This is a genomic window from Rhodoferax aquaticus (genome assembly GCF_006974105.1).
Classification (GTDB): domain Bacteria; phylum Pseudomonadota; class Gammaproteobacteria; order Burkholderiales; family Burkholderiaceae_C; genus Allorhodoferax; species Allorhodoferax aquaticus_A.
Genome location: NZ_CP036282.1, coordinates 3,135,363 through 3,160,535 on the forward strand (window position 1 = coordinate 3,135,363; position 25,173 = coordinate 3,160,535).

General features: G+C 57.4%; 17 protein-coding genes. 9 read left to right on the plus strand and 8 right to left on the minus strand.

Annotated features, from left to right (window positions below; all coding sequences use genetic code 11):
* Nucleotides 1–79: 79 nt before the first annotated feature.
* The 3 genes from dxs to EXZ61_RS14420 form a co-directional block, all read right to left on the minus strand.
* On the minus strand, nt 80–1,957 hold the full coding sequence (gene dxs, locus EXZ61_RS14410) for a 1-deoxy-D-xylulose-5-phosphate synthase (protein ID WP_142814254.1): 1,878 nt from the start codon (nt 1,955–1,957) through the stop codon (nt 80–82).
* Between the two features lie 124 nt (nt 1,958–2,081).
* Nucleotides 2,082–3,044, minus strand: coding sequence for a polyprenyl synthetase family protein (locus tag EXZ61_RS14415; RefSeq protein ID WP_237218971.1), 963 nt, complete (start codon nt 3,042–3,044; stop codon nt 2,082–2,084).
* On the minus strand, nt 3,041–3,295 hold the full coding sequence (locus EXZ61_RS14420) for an exodeoxyribonuclease VII small subunit (protein ID WP_142812423.1): 255 nt from the start codon (nt 3,293–3,295) through the stop codon (nt 3,041–3,043). The genes EXZ61_RS14415 and EXZ61_RS14420 overlap by 4 nt, the downstream gene beginning before the upstream one ends.
* A gap of 180 nt (nt 3,296–3,475) precedes the next feature.
* On the opposite strand from EXZ61_RS14420, the gene EXZ61_RS14425 reads away from it, so the two are divergent.
* The 3 genes from EXZ61_RS14425 to EXZ61_RS14435 all read left to right on the plus strand — a co-directional run bounded on the left by EXZ61_RS14425 (nt 3,476) and on the right by EXZ61_RS14435 (nt 6,519).
* Nucleotides 3,476–4,651 (plus strand): aromatic ring-hydroxylating oxygenase subunit alpha, encoded by a 1,176-nt coding sequence (locus EXZ61_RS14425; protein WP_142812424.1) that lies wholly within the window; start codon nt 3,476–3,478, stop codon nt 4,649–4,651.
* A gap of 86 nt (nt 4,652–4,737) precedes the next feature.
* Nucleotides 4,738–5,625 carry a DMT family transporter gene (locus tag EXZ61_RS14430; RefSeq protein WP_142812425.1) on the plus strand — a complete coding sequence of 296 codons (888 nt, stop codon included), beginning with the start codon at nt 4,738–4,740 and terminating at the stop codon, nt 5,623–5,625.
* Between the two features lie 27 nt (nt 5,626–5,652).
* Nucleotides 5,653–6,519: a sulfurtransferase gene (locus EXZ61_RS14435; protein WP_142812426.1), complete on the plus strand. Its 867-nt coding sequence runs from the start codon at nt 5,653–5,655 to the stop codon at nt 6,517–6,519.
* A 17-nt stretch (nt 6,520–6,536) separates the two neighbouring features.
* Here the strand turns inward: EXZ61_RS14435 and EXZ61_RS14440 are convergent, their stop codons facing one another.
* On the minus strand, nt 6,537–9,023 hold the full coding sequence (locus tag EXZ61_RS14440) for a DUF1631 family protein (RefSeq protein WP_168224776.1): 2,487 nt from the start codon (nt 9,021–9,023) through the stop codon (nt 6,537–6,539).
* Nucleotides 9,024–9,295: 272 nt separating this feature from the next.
* Nucleotides 9,296–10,546, minus strand: a complete 1,251-nt coding sequence (lysA, locus tag EXZ61_RS14445) for a diaminopimelate decarboxylase (RefSeq protein ID WP_142812428.1) — start codon at nt 10,544–10,546, stop codon at nt 9,296–9,298.
* A gap of 80 nt (nt 10,547–10,626) precedes the next feature.
* Here lysA and EXZ61_RS14450 point away from each other — a divergent pair, with 80 nt between their 5' ends.
* A complete protein-coding gene (locus EXZ61_RS14450) occupies nt 10,627–11,577 on the plus strand; it encodes a LysR family transcriptional regulator (RefSeq protein WP_142812429.1) in 951 nt (316 codons plus the stop codon).
* A 54-nt stretch (nt 11,578–11,631) separates the two neighbouring features.
* On the opposite strand, the gene EXZ61_RS14455 is transcribed toward EXZ61_RS14450, so the two are convergent.
* Nucleotides 11,632–12,270: an excisionase family DNA-binding protein gene (locus EXZ61_RS14455; RefSeq protein ID WP_168224777.1), complete on the minus strand. Its 639-nt coding sequence runs from the start codon at nt 12,268–12,270 to the stop codon at nt 11,632–11,634.
* Nucleotides 12,271–12,532: 262 nt separating this feature from the next.
* Between EXZ61_RS14455 and EXZ61_RS14460 the strand changes: the two genes are divergently transcribed.
* From EXZ61_RS14460 to EXZ61_RS14480, 5 genes are all read left to right on the plus strand, one after another.
* The gene (locus tag EXZ61_RS14460) at nt 12,533–14,443 is read left to right on the plus strand and encodes a diguanylate cyclase (protein ID WP_142812431.1); all 1,911 of its coding nucleotides are present in this window, start codon (nt 12,533–12,535) and stop codon (nt 14,441–14,443) included.
* Nucleotides 14,444–14,463: 20 nt separating this feature from the next.
* Nucleotides 14,464–15,312 carry an alpha/beta fold hydrolase gene (locus tag EXZ61_RS14465; protein WP_142812432.1) on the plus strand — a complete coding sequence of 283 codons (849 nt, stop codon included), beginning with the start codon at nt 14,464–14,466 and terminating at the stop codon, nt 15,310–15,312.
* A 79-nt stretch (nt 15,313–15,391) separates the two neighbouring features.
* Nucleotides 15,392–17,086: a methyl-accepting chemotaxis protein gene (locus EXZ61_RS14470; RefSeq protein WP_142812433.1), complete on the plus strand. Its 1,695-nt coding sequence runs from the start codon at nt 15,392–15,394 to the stop codon at nt 17,084–17,086.
* A gap of 224 nt (nt 17,087–17,310) precedes the next feature.
* On the plus strand, nt 17,311–18,222 hold the full coding sequence (locus EXZ61_RS14475) for a hypothetical protein (RefSeq protein ID WP_142812434.1): 912 nt from the start codon (nt 17,311–17,313) through the stop codon (nt 18,220–18,222).
* A gap of 269 nt (nt 18,223–18,491) precedes the next feature.
* Nucleotides 18,492–20,720 (plus strand): penicillin-binding protein 1A, encoded by a 2,229-nt coding sequence (locus tag EXZ61_RS14480; protein WP_142812435.1) that lies wholly within the window; start codon nt 18,492–18,494, stop codon nt 20,718–20,720.
* Between the two features lie 30 nt (nt 20,721–20,750).
* On the opposite strand, the gene EXZ61_RS14485 is transcribed toward EXZ61_RS14480, so the two are convergent.
* Both EXZ61_RS14485 and EXZ61_RS14490 read right to left on the minus strand, forming a co-directional pair.
* On the minus strand, nt 20,751–22,073 hold the full coding sequence (locus EXZ61_RS14485) for an SGNH/GDSL hydrolase family protein (protein WP_142812436.1): 1,323 nt from the start codon (nt 22,071–22,073) through the stop codon (nt 20,751–20,753).
* Between the two features lie 5 nt (nt 22,074–22,078).
* Entirely contained in the window at nt 22,079–25,162 is a 3,084-nt protein-coding gene (locus tag EXZ61_RS14490) for an efflux RND transporter permease subunit (RefSeq protein ID WP_142812437.1), read from the minus strand.
* Nucleotides 25,163–25,173: the final 11 nt, after the last annotated feature.

Here is a 25,173-nt window from a genome sequence, read left to right on the forward strand (position 1 = left end):
AAGCGGGGACCCAAGCCAAGCATTCAGGTTTCTGCAAGGTGACGCGAAAGTGCATCACCTGCGCTTGCCGTGAGGGCCCTCAGGCAGCGCGCGCAATAGGGGCCAACAGAGCAGAAAACCGGTCGCGCACAGAGGCTTCAATGCCCTGTGCGTCTAAGCCTTGCAAGGCAATAAGTTTGACGGGATCACCGTGCTCAATGAATTCATCGCGCAGACCCAATTGCAGCACTGGCAACTGCACTCCGGCCGCCAACAAAGCTTCAGCCACAGCGCTGCCCGCTCCACCCATCACAGCGCCTTCTTCCACCGTTACCAAGGCTTCATGGCTGCGCGCGAGTTCTAGCAACAAAGCGGTATCCAATGGCTTGACCCAACGCATATTGGCCACCGTGGCATCCAGCCCTTGCGCTGCTTGCAATGCAGCCTGCAACAACGTGCCGAAGGCCAAAATGGCAATGCTACGGCCTTGTCGAAGCACCTCACCTTTTCCAAAGGGCAACGCTTCCAAGCCTGGCTGCGTGGGGACACCAGCCCCAGCGCCACGCGGATAGCGCACAGCCACTGGATGATTTTGGGCAAATGCGGTGCTGAGCAACTGGCGGCATTCGTTCTCGTCCGCGGGGCAGGCCAAACTCATATTGGGTATGCAACGCAGGAAGGAGATGTCGTAGGCACCGGCGTGTGTCGCACCATCGGCGCCCACCAAACCGGCCCGATCCAAAGCAAAGACGACCGGTAAATTCTGTATTGCTACATCGTGGATCAACTGGTCATAGGCGCGCTGTAAAAACGTAGAGTAGATTGCCACGACAGGCTTCAAGCCTTCGCATGCCAAGCCTGCGGCAAACGTGACTGCATGTTGCTCGGCTATGCCCACGTCAAAGTAGCGCTCTGGGAAGCGCTGCTCAAACTCCACCATGCCAGAACCTTCGCGCATAGCGGGCGTAATGCCCACCAAACGCGGATCGTGCGCTGCCATGTCACACAGCCACTGACCAAACACTTGGGTGAACGTAGCCTTGGGCGCAACGGCAGGCTTTTGCAAGCCTACAGAGGGGTCAAACTTGCCAGGGCCATGGTACGCCACCGGGTCTGCCTCTGCCAACTTATAGCCCTGCCCTTTTTTGGTGACGACATGCAGGAACTGAGGCCCCTTGAGGTGCTTGATGTTCTCTAAAGTCGGGATCAAGGAGTCAAGGTCGTGTCCATCGATGGGGCCAATGTAGTTAAAGCCAAATTTTTCGAATAGCGTAGCCGGAACCACCATACCTTTGGCGTGCTCTTCGAAGCGCTTGGCCAATTCAAACAAGGGCGGTGCCCCTTTGAGCACCGTCTTCCCTACGTTTTTGGCTGCCGCGTAGAACTGCCCACTCATGAGCTGTGCCAAATAGCGGTTCAGCGCGCCAACAGGCGGGCTAATGCTCATGTCGTTGTCATTGAGAATCACCAACACGTTGCAGTCGGCGATCCCCGCATTGTTCAAGGCTTCGAAGGCCATGCCTGCGGTCAAGGCACCGTCGCCGATCACCGCGATGGAATAGCGCTCTTCGCCTTTGATTTTGGCGGCCATGGCCATACCGAGGGCGGCGGAGATGGAAGTGCTCGAATGCGCAGTACCAAACGTGTCGTACTCACTCTCCGCCCGCTGCGGGAAGCCTGACAAACCACCCAACTGGCGCAAAGTAGGCATGCGATCCCGACGTCCGGTGAGAATTTTGTGGGGGTAGGTTTGGTGCCCCACATCCCACACCACGCGGTCATGGGGCGTATTGAAGACATAGTGCAGCGCAACGGTGAGCTCCACGGTTCCCAAGTTAGAACTCAAGTGCCCGCCTGTTTTTGCAACGCTGCTGAGCAAGTAAGCACGCAACTCGTCCGCCACCGCACGCAATTCGGAGCGTGGCACCTGACGCAATTGGTCCGGCGTGTCGAGTGACCGCAACAAGGCAGACGGCATGGGAGACTGTGAATTTTGCATAGGTTTTGTCAACTCAGTATTCAATTGCTATTCTTTTTATAGCTTTTAATGCTTATCAAACGAGCGCTATGGGTCATTTTCGTCATAAAACGCGAGCTGCAGATTAAGAAGCTCTATTCACCACCATATCCGCCAATGCCTGCAGTGCCACGGTGTTGGACAGGCCACTGGCATCCAATGCGCCTAGCGCCTGATCCAGCAGTGACTGCGCATAGGCTTGGCTTGCATCCAAGCCCATCAGGGATACGTAGGTGGGTTTGTCGTTGTCTGCATCTTTGCCCGCCGTTTTCCCAAGCGTTGCAGAGTCAGCCGTGACATCCAAAATATCGTCCACCACCTGAAATGCCAGACCAATCGCGGCACCATAGGCATCCAGTGCAGCCAAAGCCTTTGTAGATGGTCGCCCGCAGTGTGCTCCCATGAGCACACTCCCTTTAAGCAAGGCCCCCGTCTTTAGCTCATGCATTTCGCGCAGTTGAGTTTCAGTCAAGGCAAGTCCCACGCTTGCCAAGTCAATGGCTTGGCCACCGGCCATTCCAGCGCTTCCGGCAGAACGAGCCAACAAGGCGCACAAGCGCGCTTGGGTTTCGCCGTCAACGGAGCCATCTAACGGCGTCAACAACTCAAAGGCTAAGGCTTGCAGGGCATCGCCTGCCAAGAGTGCATTGGCTTCGCCAAACTGCACGTGCACCGTGGGCTTACCGCGCCGCAAAACATCGTTGTCCATACAGGGCATGTCGTCATGCACCAAGGAGTAAGCATGGATGAGCTCGACCGCACACGCCGCACGCAAGGCCGCAGCAGCCCCATGCGGCTCCGCAGAAGCCACAGCCTCGTGGGCGGCAAGCACCAACAGCGGACGCAAACGCTTTCCACCATCGAGAACCGCGTAACGCATGGCATCCACTAAGGCGGCAGGAGCACCGTGGTCCAAGCCCAAGGGAATGTCGACACTCACCCAGTCTTCCAGAGCTCGCTCGACTTGCGCTAACCGAACCTGACTCCAAGTGGTCAAATCAAACTCCATCAGAGAGCCTTGAGCAGCATGCAAAGCAGTCACTGTCATACCCCTTTCCACGTCTTCAAGCTGCCGTCATCCAACACCTTGATCTGGTCTTCCACTGCCTTCAGTTGATCACGGCAGTACTGCAGCAGCAATGCACCGCGCTGGTAACCCGATAGCATTTGTTCAAGAGGAAGCTCGCCCGACTCCAACTGGGCTACCAACTGCTCAAGCTCTCCCATGGCCAACTCATAGCTTACGGGTGCGGCAATCGCTGCAGATGGTGAGGGAGTGACGGTGCTAGCCTTAGGCATGGGTGGTGTGGCGCTTGTGGCAAAAAAACAAAAGCAGATTTTAGGTCCTTAATAGGGCGGAAACGGCCCGGCTACAATAGAGGCTTCTCCTTCCGCGCACTGGGTCCAGTGTTGTGGACTCCCTTTTACCAAGCCCGATGGGCCATTCCCCCTGTGGGGAGTCTTTAGGTCACGACTGCCATGTCTGATTTAAGTCTTCAACTGCAGCAGGCGCAAAGCCAACTACCAGTTTCAAGCTACTTCGATGCCGCGCTGTACCAGCGCGAAATGCAAACCATCTTTGCCAACGGCCCACGTTACGTGGGCCATGCTTTGGCAGTCCCCCAAGTAGGGGATTACTACGCCTTGCCACAAGAAAAAGAAGGCCGTGCGCTGGTGCGCAATGCAGGTGGCATTGAGCTCATCTCCAATGTATGCCGCCATCGCCAAGCCGTCATGCTCAAAGGGCGTGGTTCATTGCTGCACGGCAATGGCAAAAAAAATGCAAGCGGCGGCAACATCGTTTGCCCCCTGCACCGCTGGACCTACAGCGGCGCCCACGCAGGGCTAGATGCCAGTCGCTCAGGCACACTGATAGGCGCGCCCCACTTCGCGCAAGACCCCTGCCTTAACCTGAACAATTACCCGCTCCAAGAGTGGAATGGTCTGCTTTTTGAGGCACAAGGCCGCAACGTCGCACACGACATGGCCACTCTCGGTCCCCGCGCGGCCTTGGACTTTGAAGGTTATGTGCTAGACCGCGTAGAGATGCACGAGTGCAACTACAACTGGAAAACCTTTATTGAGGTGTACCTGGAGGACTACCACGTAGGTCCCTTTCATCCTGGCTTGGGCCAGTTTGTGACCTGCGATGACTTGCGCTGGGAATTCAAAGATAACTATTCGGTGCAAACCGTTGGGGTAGCCAATCGTTTGGGCAAGGCGGACGCGAGCGGCGGCTCCCCGGTGTATGAACGTTGGCAGAAAGCACTCTTGGCTTACCGCAACAATGTGCCCCCACCGTTCGGTGCTATTTGGCTGACCTACTACCCACACATCATGGTGGAGTGGTACCCCCATGTCCTTACCGTGTCCACCTTGTACCCCATGGGCGTGAACAAAACCATGAACATGGTGGAGTTCTACTACCCTGAAGAAATTGCGGCGTTTGAGCGCGAGTTTGTAGAAGCCCAACAGGCCGCCTATATGGAAACTTGCATAGAAGACGATGAAATTGGGGAGCGCATGGATGCGGGACGCGCTGCCTTGTACGCGCGGGGAGACAACGAAGTAGGTCCCTACCAAAGCCCGATGGAAGACGGTATGCAGCACTTTCATGAGTGGTACCGTCGACAGCTAGGCAAAGCCACGCCCTAGACAGGCATTGCGCGCATCGCTACATCTTCAATAGCGCCGAGCACTTACCCAATGGGCACCCAAGCCCCAAAGAACAAGGTCAATTGATGCAAGCACTCTGGATGATTTTGGCCTCATTTTGGTTTGCCACCATGGCCGTGGGCATCAAGTTCGCGTCCAACAGTTTCACAACCTTTGAGTTGGTGTTTTACCGTGGCGTAGTCAGCGTAGTGTTTATGGCCATCGTGATGCGCGGCCGTGGAACAGCTTTGCGCACACCTGTACCAATGATGCACCTATGGCGCAGTGGCATCGGCGTGGTTTCGTTGGGGTCGTGGTTTTTTGCGATTGCGCACCTACCACTCGCAACCGCCATGACCCTGAACTACATGAGTGGCGTATGGGTTGCCGCATTCATCGTAGGCGGTGCCTTGCTATATGGCAAGGCAGAACGCCAAGGACCTTTGCTAGGAACCGTTCTCATGGGTTTTGCAGGTGTGGTGATGACCTTGCGTCCTACCATAGACCAAGACCAGCTTTTTGCAGGTGTCGTCGGGCTTTTGTCTGGACTCGGAGCCGCGCTGGCCTATATGCAAGTGACCGCGTTGGGAAAAGCGGGTGAGCCCGAAGACCGCACCGTCTTTTACTTCTCGGTTGGCACCGCCATTGTGGGGGCCGCCGGCATGCTATTCACCAACATCACCCCGTGGGCAGCCGTGCGCTGGCAAGACGCTGCTTGGGTAATTCCTATTGGCATCCTAGCGTCCTTGGGGCAGTGGTGTATGACGCGAGCCTACAGCAAGGGTGCGACATTGGTAGTTGCGAGCATGCAGTACTCCGGCATTGTGTTCTCAGTCGCTTATGGGCTCGTGCTCTTTGGGGACCACATTGCCCCCATGGGTTGGGCCGGCATTGGAGTCATCGTCGTCAGCGGCATACTTGCCACCATCCTAAGGTCGCGGGTCTTGCCCAATACGCCCGCCGAAGAACACTGATTCCACAGCCACACAAGGAGTTTTGAGATGTACACCACCCTGATCACAGCCAAGGAGTTGAAGGCACTGCAGCTCAGCGGAACACCATATATGGTCTTCGACTGCAGCTTCGACATGGGCAACCCTGGCGCTGGAGCTGAGGCATATGCCACTTCGCACATCGCGGGCGCAGTGTACGCACACTTGGACAAAGACCTTAGCGCCAAGGGCGATCCAGCGCTGACCGGTGCTGCATCAGGGGGACGCCATCCTCTACCATCCCGGGAAAATTTCGCACAGTGGCTGCAAAGCATGGGCTTTAGCAATGGCATGCAAGCTGTGGTGTACGACCGCCAGGCCTGCCATTACTGTGCACGGCTTTGGTGGATGCTCAAGTGGGCCGGCCACAAAGCAGTGGCTGTGCTGGATGGTGGATGGCCAGCGTGGTTAGAAGAGAACGGCGCTGTCGCCAGTGGTGCCACACAAGCGGATACCCTCGGCAGCTTCGCGCTAGGCCCCGCACTCGCCACTTTGGTGGATGTGCACACGGTGCACAAAAACTTGGGCAATACTGCGCAGCAAGTGCTAGATGCACGGGGCGCGCCCCGCTACCGTGGCGACGTGGAACCGCTGGACCCTGTGGCGGGCCATATTCCAGGTGCGCTTAATCGCCCCTTCACAGAGAACCTCACCCAAGATGGCTACTTCAAGCCTGCCGACCGTCTACGGGCCGAGTTCGCGCAGGTTTTGGGGCTACGTGATGCCAACAGCATCGTGCACCACTGCGGCAGTGGAGTGACCGCTACGCCCAATGTGTTGGCCATGGAAATTGCAGGCTTTGGCCGCACCGCCTTATTTGCAGGGAGTTGGAGTGAGTGGTGCAGCGACCCTGCGCGCCCCGTAGCAAAAGGTTAGTCTGGCATCAGCGGCCCTTAGGCCGCTTGTTCTAGGTCCAGTTGCAACACTTGCGACTCATTCTCCGCCATGATGCGCTCCAACGCGCGCTCAACAATCGGCTGTTGATCGAGCAAGCGCAATTGGCCTTGGCGCAGCAGTTCAGCGACTTCACGCTCTGAGCGCACAAACGCGTCGAAACCATCACGGTTGGTAAACAGCAAGCGCGTACGCATGGGGCTCACCCAGCTCAAACGACAGCGGTGCAATGGCTCGCCCGGGGCGGCAAAGTCAAACCAAGTGCCCCGCTGCAGTGACTGGGCCAAACCATCAAAACTATCGCGTGACTGTGCCAACTTCGCGGCCCTGCGTTGCTCCAAATCAACGATAGCCTCTCGTCCCGCCGATGGATCCAAGGCTTGCTGCTGACTGTCCAAGCCGGCCGCCTGGGTCATGCGAATAGCCAGCATGTGGGTCGAGATCAGGCGCCTTGTGAAGGTTCCCCGCTCATCGCCCACCCAGTTGATGTTGTCCAGACCCGTATTGATATTGCGCACCAGCTCCGGGAGAACTGCGACCAGTTGACGGCGCTCTTGGGCGGTAGTCTTGGGCTCAATAGACCAGATGAGTTGATCCATGGCCCCTACCATGGCCTCCCAATGTGACGGGTTGTCTGTGACATCCATCCAAGCGTGCGCCAAGACCTCGCGCCATTGTTGGGTGATGAAGGGCGCCAAGAATGCAAGCACAGGCGAATCGGGTGTCAATGCACTCAACCGTGTGTGCACCACCTCATCGACATGGGCCAACGCTTGCTCAAAGACTTCGCCCTCACGGGCGTGGTCCGCCACAGGTTCAATGCGACCTTGGGCTTGCTGCTCGGTTTCAAACAGGAACTCCGTGAACTCAAGCAAGAGCTCACTGAACAAGTCCAAGTCGTCCTCAAACTCATTGAGAACACGCTTGACCGTGTTTTCAATCCGCACGTACAAGGGATCGCTCTCCCCCTTCTCAGGCTGCCATGCAATGGAGGCCTGCGCCAAGGTATCGATGAGTCGGCGCGCGGGGTGATCAGCGCTCAAAAAGAAGTCTCGGTCAATCATGGCCGCTTTGAGCACGGGAATTTGCAAGCGGCCAATCACAAACTTCATCTGCAAAGGAATGGCATGGTCCGCAAACACATAGTCAAAGACTTCGGCCAAGGCGTCGACAGTCCCTCGGTCTAACTCTGGGGCGCGACGCACTTCATCGCGTTCACGCATTTGGCGCAAAACAAAGTGCTCGGGCGGAATGTCTCCCGCAAAAGCATGCTCGGCGTAGCTCTCTTGTGCTCCGGCCTGAAGCTCGGCCAAATACCCCATGAACTCAGGGTCCGCAGGAACCTCGGCCCCCCCTTGGAACCCGCTCTGGTGCTCACCTTGCCTGTCAACGGAGGCACTGTCCAAGTAGGAAGAAGGGGCCAAGCCACCGTTTTGGGAACTGGGGTATTGCGCTTGCCCACCCGCAGGGCTGGCAGGGCTTTGCATGCCCTGTGATCGCGCTGGACCACCTGCCCTTCCGAAGCCCAAACGCTGCAAAAACTGTCGCGCATGCGCGGCCACACTGCGCCCAACGGGGGCCATACCACCCCACATGGATCGGCTGTCCGCCTGCGCAGCGGCGTCACCCTGGCTGCCAGTACGCATGCGCCCACCGGCAGCTTGAGCACCTCCTGAAGCACCGATAGGGGCCGGACGGCTACGCCCTTGATCAGCGCCTTGCACATCGCTTGTCGCTTCTGGTCGATCGGGACTGCTCAAAGGCATCAACCCCGAAACGCCTGCTTCCGTTTTGCGAATGCGGTATACCGTTTGCCCATCGATTCCGGCTTTGGTCAGCGTGGCGTTGAGGTCTTGGTACAAAGGAGCCAAGTCCAAATAGGTCTGTGGCTCCAAGGACAACATCAGGTCTTCGGTGGCCTGGTTGTCAAAGTCACACGATTCCCAGGCCGACATAAAGGACTGGATGTAGATTTCTGCGCGAAACGGGTTGTCTGTGAGCGTGGCCGACTCTAGGCCCGTTAACACCCCCAAACGGCGAGTCAACGGTGCCAGCGCAGCGTCATAGTGTGCTGTGAACTTCTGCGTGATTCGGTCCACCAACAGAATGCGTTCGACTTCGCTGACATCAATCAGCGTCATCGCCAAGCCACCCATGTCATCGGAAAACAAAGCGCCAGAGCCTGTGGTGTTTTTGGCCTCTGCGCCCTGATCGCGCAAGGACGCCAATTGTGCCTCTAGGCCTTTGCGCAGCTGGGTATGAAACGCTTGGTTGAACGCAGGGCCTTGTTTTTGTAGAAAAACGTAGGCAGACCGTAAATTTTGCGCACGCCCTAAAGGCTGCACTGCGTCCAACAGGGTCAACAAGTGCGTGCGCACCCGGTCCAAATGGTCTACTTCATGCGCCCCAAAATAGGCCAGCGTTTTGCTGACGAGGCTGCGTAGAAGCATCTCATGGTGAGACGACAGTGGGGAACGGATGGACATCCTAGCAAATCTAATCGATATCAAATACAGGGCCACACGCGCCCCAACGACCAAGATGGGGAGCATTGTCTGACGCATCGCTTCCCACCTGCCAACCTTATCAGAAACGCAATGCAAATATGTGTAAAAAGTGTGCAACCCCCGGGGGCAGGCGGCTTTAGACACGTGTGTAGCTCATGCCCTACCCGCAAACGCCTCCGTTACTTTTTATTACCAATTTACAAACCATTGGCCGCATGAAAATGCGTGCCCAGCGCAGACCGCAGGGCGGCCTACAGAGCTTCCAGTGCCAGCAGCTCCGCCACGGTTTGCTTGCGACGAATGACGCGTACTTGGCTGTCTTCCACCAGCACCTCGGCAATCAAAGGGCGGGTGTTGTAGTTGGAGGACATGGACGCCCCATAGGCGCCCGCGTCGTGGAACACCAGCAAGTCGCCCACCTGCGCCGCGGGCAATGCGCGGGTCTGCACCACACCACCTTCCCCTTGGGTAAACACATCGCCTGATTCGCACAGTGGCCCGGCTACCACGGTGTCTTTCACAGGCGCAGTAGACGCTTCACCAGCTGCCGTGATCACGCTGATGCCGTGAAACGCGCCGTACATGGAAGGGCGCATCAAGTCGCTAAAGCCCGCATCCACCAACACAAAATGGTTGCTACCCACGTCTTTGCTGGCGCGCACTTCGCTCACCAAGACGCCCGACTCTGCCACCAAATAGCGCCCGGGTTCTAACTCCAAAGTCACAGGGTGGCCTAATGAGGCGGCGATACGCTGGCGTGCTGCATCCCAGCAGCTGAAGTAATGGACCGTGTCGATCTGAGGCTCACCCGCTTGGTAAGGAATAGACAAGCCACCCCCGGCAGAAATGGCCGATAAGTCCATGCCTTGCGCTTTCACAGTCGCGACCAAGGCTTCCATCGCGCCGCAGACCTCTTGCAAGTGGGCGTAGTCCACGCCGGAGCCAATGTGCATATGCAAACCCAGCAGTTGCAAACCATTGGCACGTACTTTGGCCAAGGCTTGCGGCAACTCGGCATGCCAAATGCCGTGCTTGCTGTGTTCACCACCGGTGTTGGTCTTGTTGGAGTGCCCGTGGCCAAAGCCGGGGTTGATGCGCAACCACACAGGGTGACCCGGGTGCGCCGCGCCCAGTTGGTCCAGCATGTCGGCCGAGCCACAGTTCACCGGAATGCCCAGTTCCACCACGCGGGCCAAGGTGGCCCGGTCTAGCAAGTCTGCCGTAAACACAATTTCGTAGTGGCCTTGGTGCAAACCGGGCTGGTAACCCGCCGCCAAGGCGCGCTCAACCTCACCCAAAGACACCGCATCGACCAGCACACCTTGCGCGCGCATGAGACGCAGAATGTGGGTGTTGGAGTTGGCTTTTTGGGCAAAACGAACCACATCAAACTGGCGCAAGGCCGCAATTTGGCGCTGGATGGTGGCGGCGTCATACGCCCACAAGGGGGTGCCATGTGCTTTGGCGATATGGGCAAGGGTGGCACTAGAAAAAGGGTTCATGTCCGCATCATGCCCAGCCCTTTATATGCCTGCAATGCCAATTTTGTTGATTAGCTATTCAATATGGATATAGTTTGCAGATGCCACGACCACACGCTGCCCTCCCTCTCACGCCACCCCAGATCACCCACCGCCAGTTGGCCATGTTTCGCGCCATCATGTTGCAAGGCAATGTGAGCCGCGCGGCGGAGGCGACCGCCTCGTCCCAACCCACCCTGAGCCGGGAGTTAGCGCGCTTGGAGCAACTGCTGGGTTTTGACTTGTTTGATCGGGTGCGTGGACGCTTGCGCCCCACCGTGCGGGCACTGGCCTTGATGCAAGAGGTAGAGCGTTCCTTCATAGGTTTAGAGCAAATCAGCGCCCGCGCCCAAGAACTGCGGACCTTGTCCACCGGGCGGCTGCGGCTGGCCTGCCTGCCCGCACTCGCCCATGCGCTGGTGCCTCAAGCATTGGTGCATTTGGCGCGTGCCCTGCCCCAAGCCAGCGTGAGCGTGGTGCCCTTGGAGTCACCCTGGCTGGAGCAAGCTATGGGGGAGCAGCGCTTTGACTTAGGCATTGGCGAGTCCTTGGGTGACGCCACGCCAGCGCCCCCTGGGGTAGAGGTACGCAGCCTGCTGCAAGCCAATGAGGTGGCCGTGCTGCCGGTGGGCCACCGCCTGTGCCGCAAGGCGGTGCTCGCGCCGCAAGACTTTCAAGGCGAGCGCTTTGTGAGTTTGGCAGAGGGCGACCCCTACCGCCAAGCCATTGACGCCCTCTTCGCGCAAGCCCAAGTGCAGCGCGCCACACTGCTGGAAACCGCCAGCGCCGTGGCGGTGTGCGCCATGGTGCAGCAAGGCCTGGGCGTGGCCATCGTCAACCCCCTCACGGCCCACGCCATGGCGCACCCGCAGATGGTGGTGCGCCCACTGACCGAGGCCATTGCCTTCAACGTGAGTTTGCTGGTGCCACAGGTAGCAGCGACTCACCCACTCCAAGCGCAACTGGTAGAGGCGATTACGCTGGCGGCGCGCGAAATACTACAAAAAGCATAGCTGCATCTACATATTCCATAGGCGCTGCAAGCTGATACTTCAATAAATCCAAATCTACCAATCCTTGTGCCGCGTGTGCTTTTTGATGAGCCTGCTGTGCATGGCATCTAGGTATCCGAGCATGCGGTCTGGAATAACCGGCTTCTGGTAGTAAGTGACCCACTCCGGCAAACTCCCCAGGCTCCTGGCCTCTGTGAAGTCCAACACCGAAAGAATGAGCACTTCTATGCCGTGGTAGGCAGCTTCCTTTTCTAGCGCAGCCATGAGGTGAAAGCCATCAAAGGGTGACATCAAGAGATCCGTAACCAACAGATCCGGACGTTGACGTTCGAGTTGAATCAAGGCCATAGAGGCGTCGGTAGCCACGGTGAGGTCAATAGGAAACGTACAGCGTCCGACGATGCTCTTGAAAAACTGGGCCTGAATCGGGTCATCTTCAGCGAGCAACACACGTAGGCGTTGCGATGGCACTCTGGGCTGTACCGCGATGGCATGGGCGGGCAATTTAGATGCCAACAGCTTCTCAACCGCGCCGCCAGGAATCCTTCTATGTCCTCCTGGCGTGATCCACGCCTCAATTTCGCCCTGAATCACCATTTTCTGAACGGTAGTGACCGACAGGCCCAGCCGTTGAGCCGCTTGTTTAGTGGTGAGCACATCGGCCACACCAGTGGGCTTTTTACCTGTTTGCATTCTTGATAAAACCATTTTTGCATCAGGTTTTTGCGAAAAAACCAACACATCTTTTGAAAAAAATGTGGATTTTGATGGATTGGCTTGCTTTTGGGATTTTTGTTAAATCAATTTCAAATTAAACAAATAATTTGTTGCGCAAAGGCAACTAAGTACCCGTTGCCATGCGATGGAGTCCCCCAACGGAGTGAAAGCTGACACGTAAAGCTGAACCAAGTCGAGGACGCCATCGCCGATCCGCAAACAAAATAGGAGAGACGCTTTGAACAGCAATGCAAACCCAGTGTCAGCCAGAAGGGTCTACAAGCTACCCAGCCCCACAGGCGTTGCGTTGTCCATCATGCAGCTGTGCGAGGATGAGCACGTCACCGTAGGCCAAATTGCGAAGCTAGTGCAATCAGATCCCGCTTTAACGGGCCGATTGCTGAAGCAAGCCAACTCGCTAGCCGAGGGTTTACGCCCCGTCATGTCCGCCCTTGAGGCGGTCAATCGGCTTGGGCTGCAGTCGGTGCGACTGCTCGCACTCAGTTTTTCTTTGGTAGACCAACATGGGCGCGGTGAGTGTGAACACTTCAACTACACCTTGTTTTGGAGTCACGCGTTGCTGATGGCGGTTGCCGTCAAGAACTTGGGAGAGATGCTGAAGCTGGGCATGGCCGACGAGCTCTTCTCGTGCGGACTGCTGTCACGGGTGGGTTGCCTGGCATTGGCAACAGCCTATCCCGTGGAGTACTCCGCCCTCATGGCGCGCGGTTTGAAGCCACAAGAATTGCTGTCTGAAGAACGCAAAGCGCTGGACACCGACCACATTGCCATGACCGACCGCTTACTCAAGCAATGGGGCTTGCCCGGTGCGTTGATAGAGCCACTCAAGTTCCATGAGACCCCAGAGGCCAACACCTACGCCCATGGCACCCGGCAATGGCGCTTGGTGTACTTGACGCACTTGAGTTTGCTCATTGCCAACTTTGTCTTGCACCCCAGCAATGAATCGGCATTTCACATCTCCGAGTTGCGGCTTGTGGCCGGCAAGCTTGGCCTAGACGAAAGTGAATTCACCGAGTGCGTAGATGACCTGCTTCGGCAGTGGCGCGCCTGGGGCAATAGCCTGAGCGTGCAGGTCAAGGATGTAACTTCTTTCGCCGCAATGAAGGAGTCACAACTTCGCCCCGACCAGTGCCCAGAAACCCAATGGTTCAAAGTGTTGGTGGCTGGCGAAGACGCGCAAATGGTCGACGTGATCAACACCTACTTGCGCGATGAGTGCAAGTACGAGACGCTCACCACCAACAACAGCCAAGATGCCCTCAGCCTGGCGCTCAAATTCAAGCCCCACGCGGTGCTAACGCAAGGCTCGGGACCACTCATCAGCAGCACACGCTTGTGCCAGGCCATCAAGTCAAATGATTGGAGCCAGCACATCTACGTGATGATGCTGCTCGAAAACGACGACGAGCACCATGTGGTTGCGGCCTTTGACGCCGGCGTGGACGACTGCCTGCCACAGCCTGTGCATTTGCGTTGCTTGCACGCGCGCCTGCAAGCGCAAGCCCGCTACGTGCGCATCAGTGAAGCATGGGAGCGAGATCACAAGCGCCTGAGCATGGCGGCCGAAGACTTGGCACAAAGTAATCAGCGTCTGCAGCATTCCGCGCTGACAGACCCACTCACGTCTTTGGCCAACCGTCGTGCGGGGCTGCACACCTTGGCGCAGGCGTGGTCAAGCGCCAGCCGCAAGTCAACACCCTTTAGCGTCATCAGCATAGACATAGACCACTTCAAGAGCATCAATGACGTGCATGGCCACCTGGTAGGGGACGATGTTCTCAAACTCGTGAGCGAATGCCTTCAGAAACAAGCGCGCAAAGAGGACACCGTTTGCCGCTGGGGTGGCGAGGAGTTTTTGGTGATCTGCCCCAACCTGGAGCTACGCGAAGGGGCCTACATGGCCGAGCGCATTCGCCAAGCGATTGCACAACAACCCTACACCACCGACTCTCACAGCATCTACATCACGGCCAGTTTAGGCATCGTGACTTGGGACAGCTACGTGGCCAGCATTGAACAGCTGTTGGGCAGTGTGGACCAAGCGCTGTATGCCGCCAAGCGCGGTGGGCGCAACTGCGTAGCCGTCCACGCTAAGCAACAGGTGCGGGTATTAAAGGTCGCTTAGTCCAACGTAAGAAAAATCACATGCGTCTCAGCTCTCCTCCCACTCTATCGTCACTCACGACTCCCGCTGGCTACACACTTACAGTGCACGACTGGCGAGTGAACGTAGGCACCAACTTGCGGGGCGTGGTGCTCATCGTCCACGGCCTGGGTGAACACGCCGGCAAGTACCACGCACTGGCCAAAGTTTTCAACCGACTCGGATTTTCAGTGCGGGCTTACGACCAATATGGACATGGCCAATCGCCAGGCAAGTTCGGCAGGCTACTGACACATGCGCAGCTCGTTCAAGATTTGGAATATGCCGCTGCGCACACTCGGGCGCACATGCCCAAGCGCCTGCCCTTGATCGTGTATGGCTACGGCTTAGGCGGTCTAGTCGCTGCACATTGTGTAGCGCTGCAACAGCAACGCGTTGACGGGCTGATCCTCTTATCGCCTGCCATGCAGCTCATCGAGAGTCGCGCAAAACAGTGGTCAGTACGGCTCGCGTCCTACCTAGTGCCCCATCTCAAAACTAAACTTGCCCACTTTCCCGCCAATGCCAGTGGGAATTCCCTGTATGGGCAGAGCACACCATCGGACCGGCACAGCACAAAGCACGTCTCGGCGCGGTTAGCCGCCTACACCCACCTCGCCAAACGCTGTGTACACAGTGCAGCACCGCGTTGGAACACTCCAACGCTGCTGTTGCAATCCGAAACAGAAAGCACAACCCACTCACAGACCGGCGCAGAGTTTGCCAAGGCGGTACCGAGCAGGGTATTGGTCACCAAGTACTGCAGCAGCGCGAGTGACGAACGCCCTCACCCCACAACGCTGGACGCTGCGTTGCTCGCAGTGCAAACGTGGCTTATCCAACGTTACTAATGGACAGCGCATAGATGGCTGCGCTAGTTGGCATGGCCACGCAAAAAACTAAAACAGTAGTTGGACGAAGGAGTCATCGATGAAAAAACTGAGCATACGCGCCCAACTGACGTGGGCATTTGGAGTGCTTGCCTCCCTGGTGCTTTTGATTTCCGGGTTTGCGTGGCATGCCTTGAACGCTTCCAATGACAACTTGGAGCACTTTGTTAACGGCGTCAACGCGCGTGCCGCACTGGCAGCCCGTGTGCGTCAAGCGATCGACTTGCGGGCCATCGCGGCCCGGGATTTGGTGATTGCGAGCACACCTGAAGATTTGGCCCAAGCACGGTATATCGTTAGGAAGGCGCATGAAGATGTTGCGACCAGTCTGGCTCAACTCAAAAAATTGGCGGAGGTGCCAGATGTAGCGGCGGAGGCCAGAAGCCTCATCGCAAACATAGACCGCATCGAAAAGGCTTATGCCCCGGTGGCATTGGACATCGTCGATAAGGCCCTGCATGACAAGCGCGACGAGGCAATCGCCAAGATCAACGGCGAATGTCGCCCCCTGTTGGCCGCATTGATCACGTTGACGTCGGACTACGCGGAACTGACCGCAACACACTCGGCACAAGACATTGAAGCAGCCGAGGCGGGTTTCGCGAACCAGCGCAACTTGCTTGTGGGCGTGTGCCTAGTGGCTCTTTTCAGTGCGGTTCTTGCGGGGATATCAATCACCCGCAGCCTGGATAGATCGCTCGGTGCTGAACCTGCCGAACTGAATGCCATCGTTGACCGCATTGCCCATGGTGACCTGGCCATTGCCCTGGCTGTGCACGCCAAGGATCGCAGCAGTGTGCTGGCGACCATGGCCCGCATGCAGCGGTCTTTGGCCGAAGTGGTTTCGCGGGTGCGAAAAGGTTCTGAGAGTGTGTCAACGGCAAGCGCAGAGATTGCGCATGGCAGCCAAGATCTCTCCGCCCGCACAGAAAGCCAAGCCAGTGCACTGGAACAAACTGCGGCGTCGATGGAAGAGCTTAGCGCCCAGGTCAAGCACAACGCCGACAACGCATTGCAGGCCAAGCAACTTGCGTCCAGTGCGTCCGCCGTGGCGCTGCGCGGTGGTGAAGTGGTGGGTCGGGTCGTGAACACCATGCAAGAGATCAACGAATCCTCTCGCAAGATTTTCGACATCATCAGCGTGATTGACGGCATAGCATTCCAAACCAACATCTTGGCCGTGAACGCTGCAGTAGAGGCCGCCCGTGCGGGGGATGAGGGACGCGGTTTTGCCGTGGTCGCCAGCGAAGTGCGCGCCTTGGCTGGACGCAGTTCAGCCGCCGCCAAAGAAATCAAAAGCCTGATCAGTGCCAGCGTCGAAAAAGTAGAGCACGGTACGGATCTGGTGGATGAGGCTGGCACCACCATGACCGAAGTCGTGACCTCCATCCGCAGGGTGAGCGACTTGGTGGGAGAAATCAGTGCCGCCAGCAGTGAACAGGCTGCAGGCGTGGCTCAGGTGGGTGAAGCGTTGACGCAAATGGAGCAAACCACCCAGCAAAACGCGGTCTTGGTCGAGCAGATGGCCGCAGCGGCCAGCAGCCTGAAAGCCCAGGCCCAAAAACTCGTGCAAGTGGTGGCAGTGTTTAAAGTCGGCCGCATCCATCTCGCGTTGTCGCACAACACCAGTGCACCCACACGCACACCCGCCTCACCCTGGCCCAAATCGCCATTCCCCGCGGCCCTGGCCACAACGATGGTTCACGCCAAGCCGCAGCAAATCCTGCATACCTAACAAAACCGATGTTTGTGAGCAAAGCAGTATGGGGTGGTCCTGGTTCGGACTCTTTTTAGCGACTCAGCAAAAGTTTGACGCGTTCGCCTTGGCTGGGTTTGGGCTTTGACCCGGCTCATCCTGAACCGAACGGATGACCTCTAGAGGCCACATCAGTCTTCACCTTGCGGTTTGAGCTGCCCTATGTTTAGCCGCATGACTTCGAATGAACGGAGCGATATCCGATGCAAGTGATGTTGATTTTTTCACTTTCAAAAATTATTTTTAGCGCAATTACGCTCTTGGTTTGCGCGCAAGCCACGGTGGTTCAGGCGAATGAATTGCCCCTAGCAGTGTTCGCCGAGCGGGTGTCTCAAATGGACAACTCCATCGTCAAGTTGCGATTTGAGCTCCTCGAATCGGCCTTACAGGCATCAGGCAAGGCCTTCCGCTTAAGCAACTGTCCGTACACAGAAAGCGATGCATCCGACCTGCGTTACGCCATCTTGGTGAAGCAGGGGAAACAATGCAATGTGGCTGCCACTTCAGGGGGCGCAGATTTCACAAAAGACCTGTTGCTCGTGCCAATCCCGATTCATCTTGGTGCGGGTGGGTATCGTGTGTTTTTTGCGAACAAAGCAGGCGCAGCTAAAGCCGCGCAAGTTAAAACACTCGATGATTTAAGGGCCTTAACCATTGGAAGTGGCAAGGCTTGGGCAGATACTGACATCATGCGGGCCGCCCAATTGAAGGTCATCCCCGGCGAGTACGCCAGGCTGTTCAGGATGATTTCACTCAAGCGTTTCGACTTACTCTCAAGGGGCATCCTCGAAATCAACTCGGAAAAGAAACTTGTTGCAAACGACCCTGATATTGAAATCGAACGCAAGCTCCTACTGGTCTACCCCAGTGATCTGTTTTTTTATGTCTCGCCCACCACCCCAGACATCCAAAAAGCAATTGAGGTTGGAATGAAAAGACTTCACAAGAGTGGGAAATTGCTAGATCTTTTGAATAACTCTTTCGTGAAACAAGCAAACCTAGCATCGCTGGATATCAAGCACCGAGTGGTGGTGCACATCGACAATCCCTATATGCCAGCAGCTGAGGCAGCCGCACTGAAGCAATACACCCTTCCTTGGGTAAAGTTGAACTAAGAATGTCGATTCAATGCGGTTTGCCGCCAAAAAAACAACCTTGCTATACAAAACATAGCTGCTCGCGCTTATTCCATGTGCGCCAGGGCCAGTTTTTGCCCTGATTTCTGCACACAACTACGGTTTTGAGGCGTGCAAGGCACACCAACCTTAACAAAGCTTTACCTAGGCCCGGCGGGGCCAGCTCCGGCTCTGGGCCACAATACGCCGCCCACCGCTGGTGTGGGCATGCACCTAACTTGTTGGGCCCTTACCGGGCGAATTGCACTATGAAATGGATTGTGAGCCTTGGGGCTTTGGTGGCGCTGACCGTCATCCTTTGCTTGGCCTATGCCTTGCTGATACTGGCGCCCAACCTGCCGCCGCTGGACGCGGTCACCGACTACCAGCCCAAAATTCCCTTGCGCATTTACACCGCCGACAACGTGTTGATTGGCGAGTTTGGCAAAGAGCACCGCGAGTTTGTCGCCATTAAGGACACGCCGCCCACGCTCAAAAATGCGCTCTTGGCCATTGAGGACGCGCGCTTTTACGACCATGGCGGTGTGGACCTGGTTGGCGTGGCCCGCGCTATTTTTTCGACCTTCACAGGCGGGGTGAAGCAAGGTGCGTCCACCATCACCATGCAAGTGGCGCGCAACTTTTTTCTCACGCAGGAGCGCACGCTCACGCGCAAGCTGACCGAGGTGCTGCTCGCCTACCGCATCGAAAGCGCACTGAGCAAAGACCAAATTCTGGAGCTGTACATGAACCAGATTTATCTGGGGCAGCGCAGCTACGGCTTTGCCAGCGCCTCGCGTGCCTACTTTGGCAAGCCCATGCAGGAGCTGAGCCTGGCCGAGAGTGCCATGCTCGCCGGCGTGCCGCAAAACCCGGCGCGGCACAACCCCGCTGTGAACCCCAAGCGCGCCAAGCAGCGGCAAATGCTGGTGCTCAAAAGCATGCTCAAGCAAGACCTGATTACCCAGGCCCAGTTTGCCCAAGCCAGCACGGAGCCTATGCACATCAACTCCAGCCCCGTGTTTGAAACCCATGCCGGGTTTGTGGCCGAAATGGTGCGCCAAAGCGTGTTCGCCCAGTACCAAGACGCAACCTACACCATGGGTCTGAAGGTCACGACCACCATCAATAAGGCGGAGCAAGAAGCAGCGTATGAATCTCTGCGTCGCAACGTGCTGGCCTACGACCAGCGCCACGGCTACCGGGGCCCCGAGGCGTTTATTGATCTGCCCAGCGATGAAGACGCGCGCAACGACGCCATCGATGAGCTGCTGCAAAAGCACCCCAATAGCGACCGTCTCTTGCCCGCCGTGGTGACCGAAGTCGCGGGCAAAACCGTCAAGGCCGAGCTGGCCTCTGGCGACACCGTGCAGATCAGCGGCGAAGGCATTGGCTTTGCGGCCAGCGCCCTGCAGGCCAACGCCAACAAAGACCTCAAAATCCGCCCCGGCGCGCTGATTCGCGTGACCCAAGACGCCAAGAAAAACTGGGCGATCAGCCAGCTGCCCGAGGTGGATGCGGCCTATGTCTCGCTCAATGCCCAAAGTGGGGCCTACCGCGCCATGGTCGGCGGCTTTGACTTCAACCGCAAGAACTTCAACCACGTCACCAGCGCGTGGCGTCAACCGGGCTCGTCGATCAAGCCCTTTATCTACTCGGCGGCGCTGGACAAAGGCTTTGCGCCCAGCACCTTGATCAATGACGTGCAACTCTCAGCCACCACCACCGACAGCCTGAAGTGGGACCCACGCAATGACGACGGCAAGTACGACGGCCCCACGGCCATGCAAGACGCATTGGCCCAATCCAAAAACGTGGTCGCCGTGCGCATCTTGAAAGCCATTGGCGCGTCCTACGGGCGCGACTACCTGCCGCGCTTTGGCTTTGACGCCGACAAGCACCCGCTCAATCTCACGCTGGCCTTGGGCACAGGCTCGGTAACCCCCGTGCAGCTGGCCAGCGCCTACGGGGTGTTTGCCAATGGCGGCTACTTAGTGAGCCCCTGGCTCATCAAAACCGTGACGGACGCCAAAGGCAAGGTGCTGTTTGAAGCCAACAAGCCCGACACCCCGGCCGAAGAAGCCCGGGTCATTGAAGCGCGCAACGCCTTTGTGACCGACAGCATGCTGCGGGAAGTCACCCGCTCTGGCACGGCCGCGTCGGCCAGCAGCAAACTGGGTCGCCAAGACTTGGCAGGCAAAACCGGAACCACCAGCGACGCAGTGGATGGCTGGTTTGCAGGCTACGCCAACAATGTGGTGTCGGTAGCTTGGATGGGCTATGACGACCCTAAATCCCTAGGCACGCGCGAATTTGGCTCCACCTTGGCGCTGCCAATTTGGATTGACAGCATGCGCGCGGCCTTGGCCGGCAGTGCCCCCACAGAACGAACACCGCCCGATACGGTGGTCAACGTGGACGGGCGCTGGATGTACAGCGAATACGACAACGGTGGACCGCTCAAAACAGTGGGCCTCGACAACCCTGACTCCGACTAGGCCAGCGCTCACGCGGGCTTGGAGTTTGGACTAGCACCCTGCCGCTGGCGTATTGCCAAAAGGCTTGGGTAAGGCTTGCAACAGGGTGCGAGCCAAAGCTTCTTGCATGCCATGCACGTTCCCAGGCGCGCCGTAACCGGGCTCAGTAATCCAGCCGGGAAAGTTCGCGCCGGGCACGATCTTCAAGGGGTTGGCGGCGGAACCAAAAATGGCTTTGTAACGGCTAATGACCGTGTAGCCCAGCGGCTCCGCATTTGCGTAAATGGTGCGATTGCGCTCACTCCAGCCTTGGGCTTGGCTGGCGATGGTGGCACCAATGTCGACCCAAAAGTACTGCGCTTTCGGTGCAAGTGCACGCAGTCTTTGCATGAGCTCCACTTGCGCGTCAGCAAAGGACACCTCACTTTGGTTGGTGCCCAACACGATCACAATCACCTGTGCTTTGGCGATAGCCGCACTGTCCAAGTCCACGCTGTCTAGTGCGGACTTTTTAATGGTCACGCCGGGAAACGTGATTGAACGACCCACGTCGTAGCTAATCAGTGCGGAGCCTCCGAGCTGAGCCTCCAACTTGGCCTCCAGCCCATCGAGATGCAGGCCATAACTAATGGAGTCGCCCAGTATGTAACTATTGAGCGCGCCTTTGCGACTGCAGCGCACCACAGATTTCACAGGTTGCGTGATGCTGTCAATCAAGGCCTGTGACAGTTCGGAATAGAAACCGTGCAGATTGCCCGGCCCACCATAGCCTTCCTCGGTAGGCGAATTGGGAAAATTTTGCCCCGGCTTGATATTGAGGGGGTCCGCCTCGGGGCCAAAGATAGCCTTGTAGCGGCTTACCACGCTGTAACCCAAAGGTACGGCGTTGTCATAGATGGTTTTATTGCGGGCGCTCCAACTGGCTGCTTGGGGCGCAATGGTCGAGGCAATATCCACCCAAAAGTAACGTGCCTTGGGGGCAACGGCCTTGAGCTTTTGCAGCAGTTGTGCTTGGCTTTCTGCAAAGTTGGGTTCTATTTGGTTCATGCCCAGCACCAAGACCACCACTTGCGCACTGGCAATAAAGTCTTTGTCGAGGTCTACGCTTTCCAGTGCACTCTTCTTCACTTGATTGCCTGGGGTGGTGATGGAGCGCGCACCGTCGTAGTTGATGCGCACCTCACCGCCTAAACGGGTTTTCAGCTTGGTCTCAAGCCCATCCAAGGACAGGCCATAGGCAATGGAGTCGCCCAAGACATACACATTCTCAGCCGCTTGGGCGGGGGCCATGGCCACACACCAAGTGAGCAGCAAAGCCCACAGGCCTTGAAAGCAGCCATGACCTAGCCAGCGGTTGGAATGGGTAGTCTTCATCAAATTCAGGTGGTTTGTGGAACAGCTTTTTTGCCGCGCACCCAGCCTACCACGCGGGCGGTAAAGTGTTCAATATCGTCCACGATGGTAAAGAAGCTTGGTGTCACCAGCAAACTCAATATGGTGGATGAAATCAGCCCACCAATCACCGCTGCCGCCATCGGTGCGCGAAAGCTGTTGTCTGCATGGCCCAAACCAATCACCAAGGGCAGCATACCGGCCACCATTGCAATGGTGGTCATGATGATGGGGCGGGCCCGCTTGTGGCAAGCGTCCATCAAAGCATCAAAGCGGCTCATACCGAAATCGCGCTGGGCCATGATGGCGTACTCCACCAACAAAATCGAGTTTTTGGTAGACACACCAATCAGCATCACCAGTCCAATGAACGAGGGCATGGAGAGCATCTTGCCGGTGACCAAGAGCCCAACGAACGCACCGCCAAACGACAAAATGACAGACGGGAAGATGGTGATGGGGTGCAAAAAGTCTTTGAACAGCAGCACCAGCACGATGTAGATACACAACACCCCGGTCAACATGGCCATGCCAAAGCCGGCCACCATCTCCGCTTGCACTTCGGCGTCGCCGACCTCCAACTGCTGCACACCGGCAGGCAGGTTGTTGATACTAGGCAGCTTGGCCACGGCTTCGGTCACCTCGCCCAGTGGAACACCGGATAACTCCACCTCAAAATTCACGTTGCGCACCCGGTTCAGCCGGCTAATAACCGCAGGCCCCCCTGATGTCTCAAGTGTGGCGACTTGGTTCAAGGTGACAGACCCTTTGGCACCCGGCACCATGAGTCGGCCCAGCAAGTCCAAGTCTTTGCGCGCGTCGGTGTCCAGCTTGACCACGATAGGCACTTGGCGCTGGCTCAAATTGAGCTTAGCCAACCCAGACTCATAGTCGCCCACCGTCGCTATGCGCAGGGTCTCTGCAATGGCGCTGCTGGTCACGCCCATGTCCGCCGCATTGGCAAAGTTGGGGCGAATCGCAATTTCAGCGCGGGTCAGGCTGGCGGTTGAGCTGATGTTGCCCAAGCCAGGAATCTTGCGCAGGTCTTTTTCCACGGCCAATGCCGCTTGGGCGAGCGCTACGGGGTCATCGCCTTTCAGTGCCAACTGGTATTTTTCTCCCGAGCCGCCCAGCCCCACCTTGATGCGAGCGCCCGGCAACTGGGACAGTGCAGTGCGCATCTCTGCCTCCACTACCTGTTTACGAGGACGTTGGCCACGCTCAGTGAGTAGTACCGTCAGGGTAGCCTTGCGCACGTCAGCCGCCGAGCCCCCTTGGAACGGGTCTGAACCTACCGCCCCCCCGCCTATCGTGGTGTAGACACTCTTAACGTCTTTGATGGCGGTGATCAATTCACGCGCACGCTCCGCCGCCGCGTGGGTTTGCACCAGCGTGGTACCGGGAGACAGCTCTACATACACCTGCGTTTGAGAATTGTCGTCCGGTGGAATGAAGCCGCTAGGAATGAGTGGCACCAAGAACAGGGAGCCAATGAAAAACGCAATCGCAGCGCCCACCGTAGTCCAGCGGTGGCTCAGGGTCCAGCGGGTCATGCGCAAGTACAAAGGCATCCACACCGGCTCTTCATGCACATGGGTAGACGGCTTCATGATGTAGGCCGCCATCATGGGCGTCAGCAAACGCGCAACGACCAGCGAGGCAAACACCGCAAACACGGCCGTCCAGCCGAATTGCTTGAAGAACTTACCCACCACTCCGTCCATAAATGCCGTGGGCAAGAACACCGCTATCAGTGCAAAGGTGGTCGCAATCACGGCCAGGCCGATTTCGTCAGCGGCTTCCATCGCCGCTTGGTACGGTGTTTTACCCATGCGCAAATGGCGCTCAATGTTCTCCACCTCCACAATCGCGTCGTCCACCAAGATACCAATGACCAGCGACATGGCCAGCAAGGTCACCACGTTGGTGGTAAAGCCCAAGTAGTGCATGCCGATGAAGGCCGGAATCGCAGACAAGGGCAGCGCCACGGCAGACACAAAAGTGGCACGCCAGTTGCGCAAGAAGAACCACACCACCACCACCGCCAGCACCGCACCTTCGTACAGCATGGTCATTGAGGCGTCAAACTCCTCTTGCACCGGCGTCACAAAGTCAAACGCTTGGGTGAGCTCTAAGTCGGGGTGCTGCGCCTTGAGAGTTGCCAAGGCGATTTTCAAGGCCGCGCCCACTTCCACTTCACTAGCACCCTTGCTGCGGGTGATCTCAAAACCCACCACAGGCTTGCCGTTGAGCAAGGCCAAACTGCGGGTCTCAGCAATCGTGTCTTTCACGGTAGCCACTTCGTCCAAGCGCACGCGCTTGCCATTCGACAAGGTGAACTCTAAGCGCGACAGCTCTTGCACGGTACCCACCGTGGCTAGCGTACGCATGGGTTGCTCAGAGCCCCCGAGGTCTGCGCGACCGCCCGCACTTTCGGTCTGTACCAATCGCAGCTGGCGAGACACGTCGGCTGCGGTGGCACCCAAGCCCTGTAGCTTGAGAGGGTCTAAAGCGACCTGCACTTCGCGGGTCGCGCCGCCCACTCGAACGACGGAGCCAACCCCCTTCACGCCCAACAGCGTACGTGCTACGGTGTTATCGACAAACCAACTGAGGGCCTCGTCGTCCATATTGGCCGACCGAACGGTGTACGCCAGTATGGGGGCACCTGACAAGTTCATTTTGCCCACAATCGGGTCACGCAAATCGCTAGGCAAGTCGCTGCGCACGCTTTGCACGGCACTGCGCACATCGTCCACCGCTTCTTGGGTCGGCTTTTCTAAGCGGAACTCAGCCGTGATAGACACGCTGCCGTCGGACACGCTGGTGTAGATGTTTTTGAGGCCCTGCAAAGGCGCAATGGCGTTTTCAAGCTTGCGCGCCACTTCGGTTTCAAGCTGCGCTGGCGCAGCGCCAGGCAAGCTGGCGCTGACCGTGACGGTGGGTAGTTCTAGGTCAGGGAAGTTTTGCACCTTCATCGCTTTGAAGGACATCAAGCCCGCCAAAGTAAGCAGCACAAACAGCATCACCACCGGAATCGGGTTTTTGATGGACCACGAGGAAAAGTTCACAGTGAATGCTC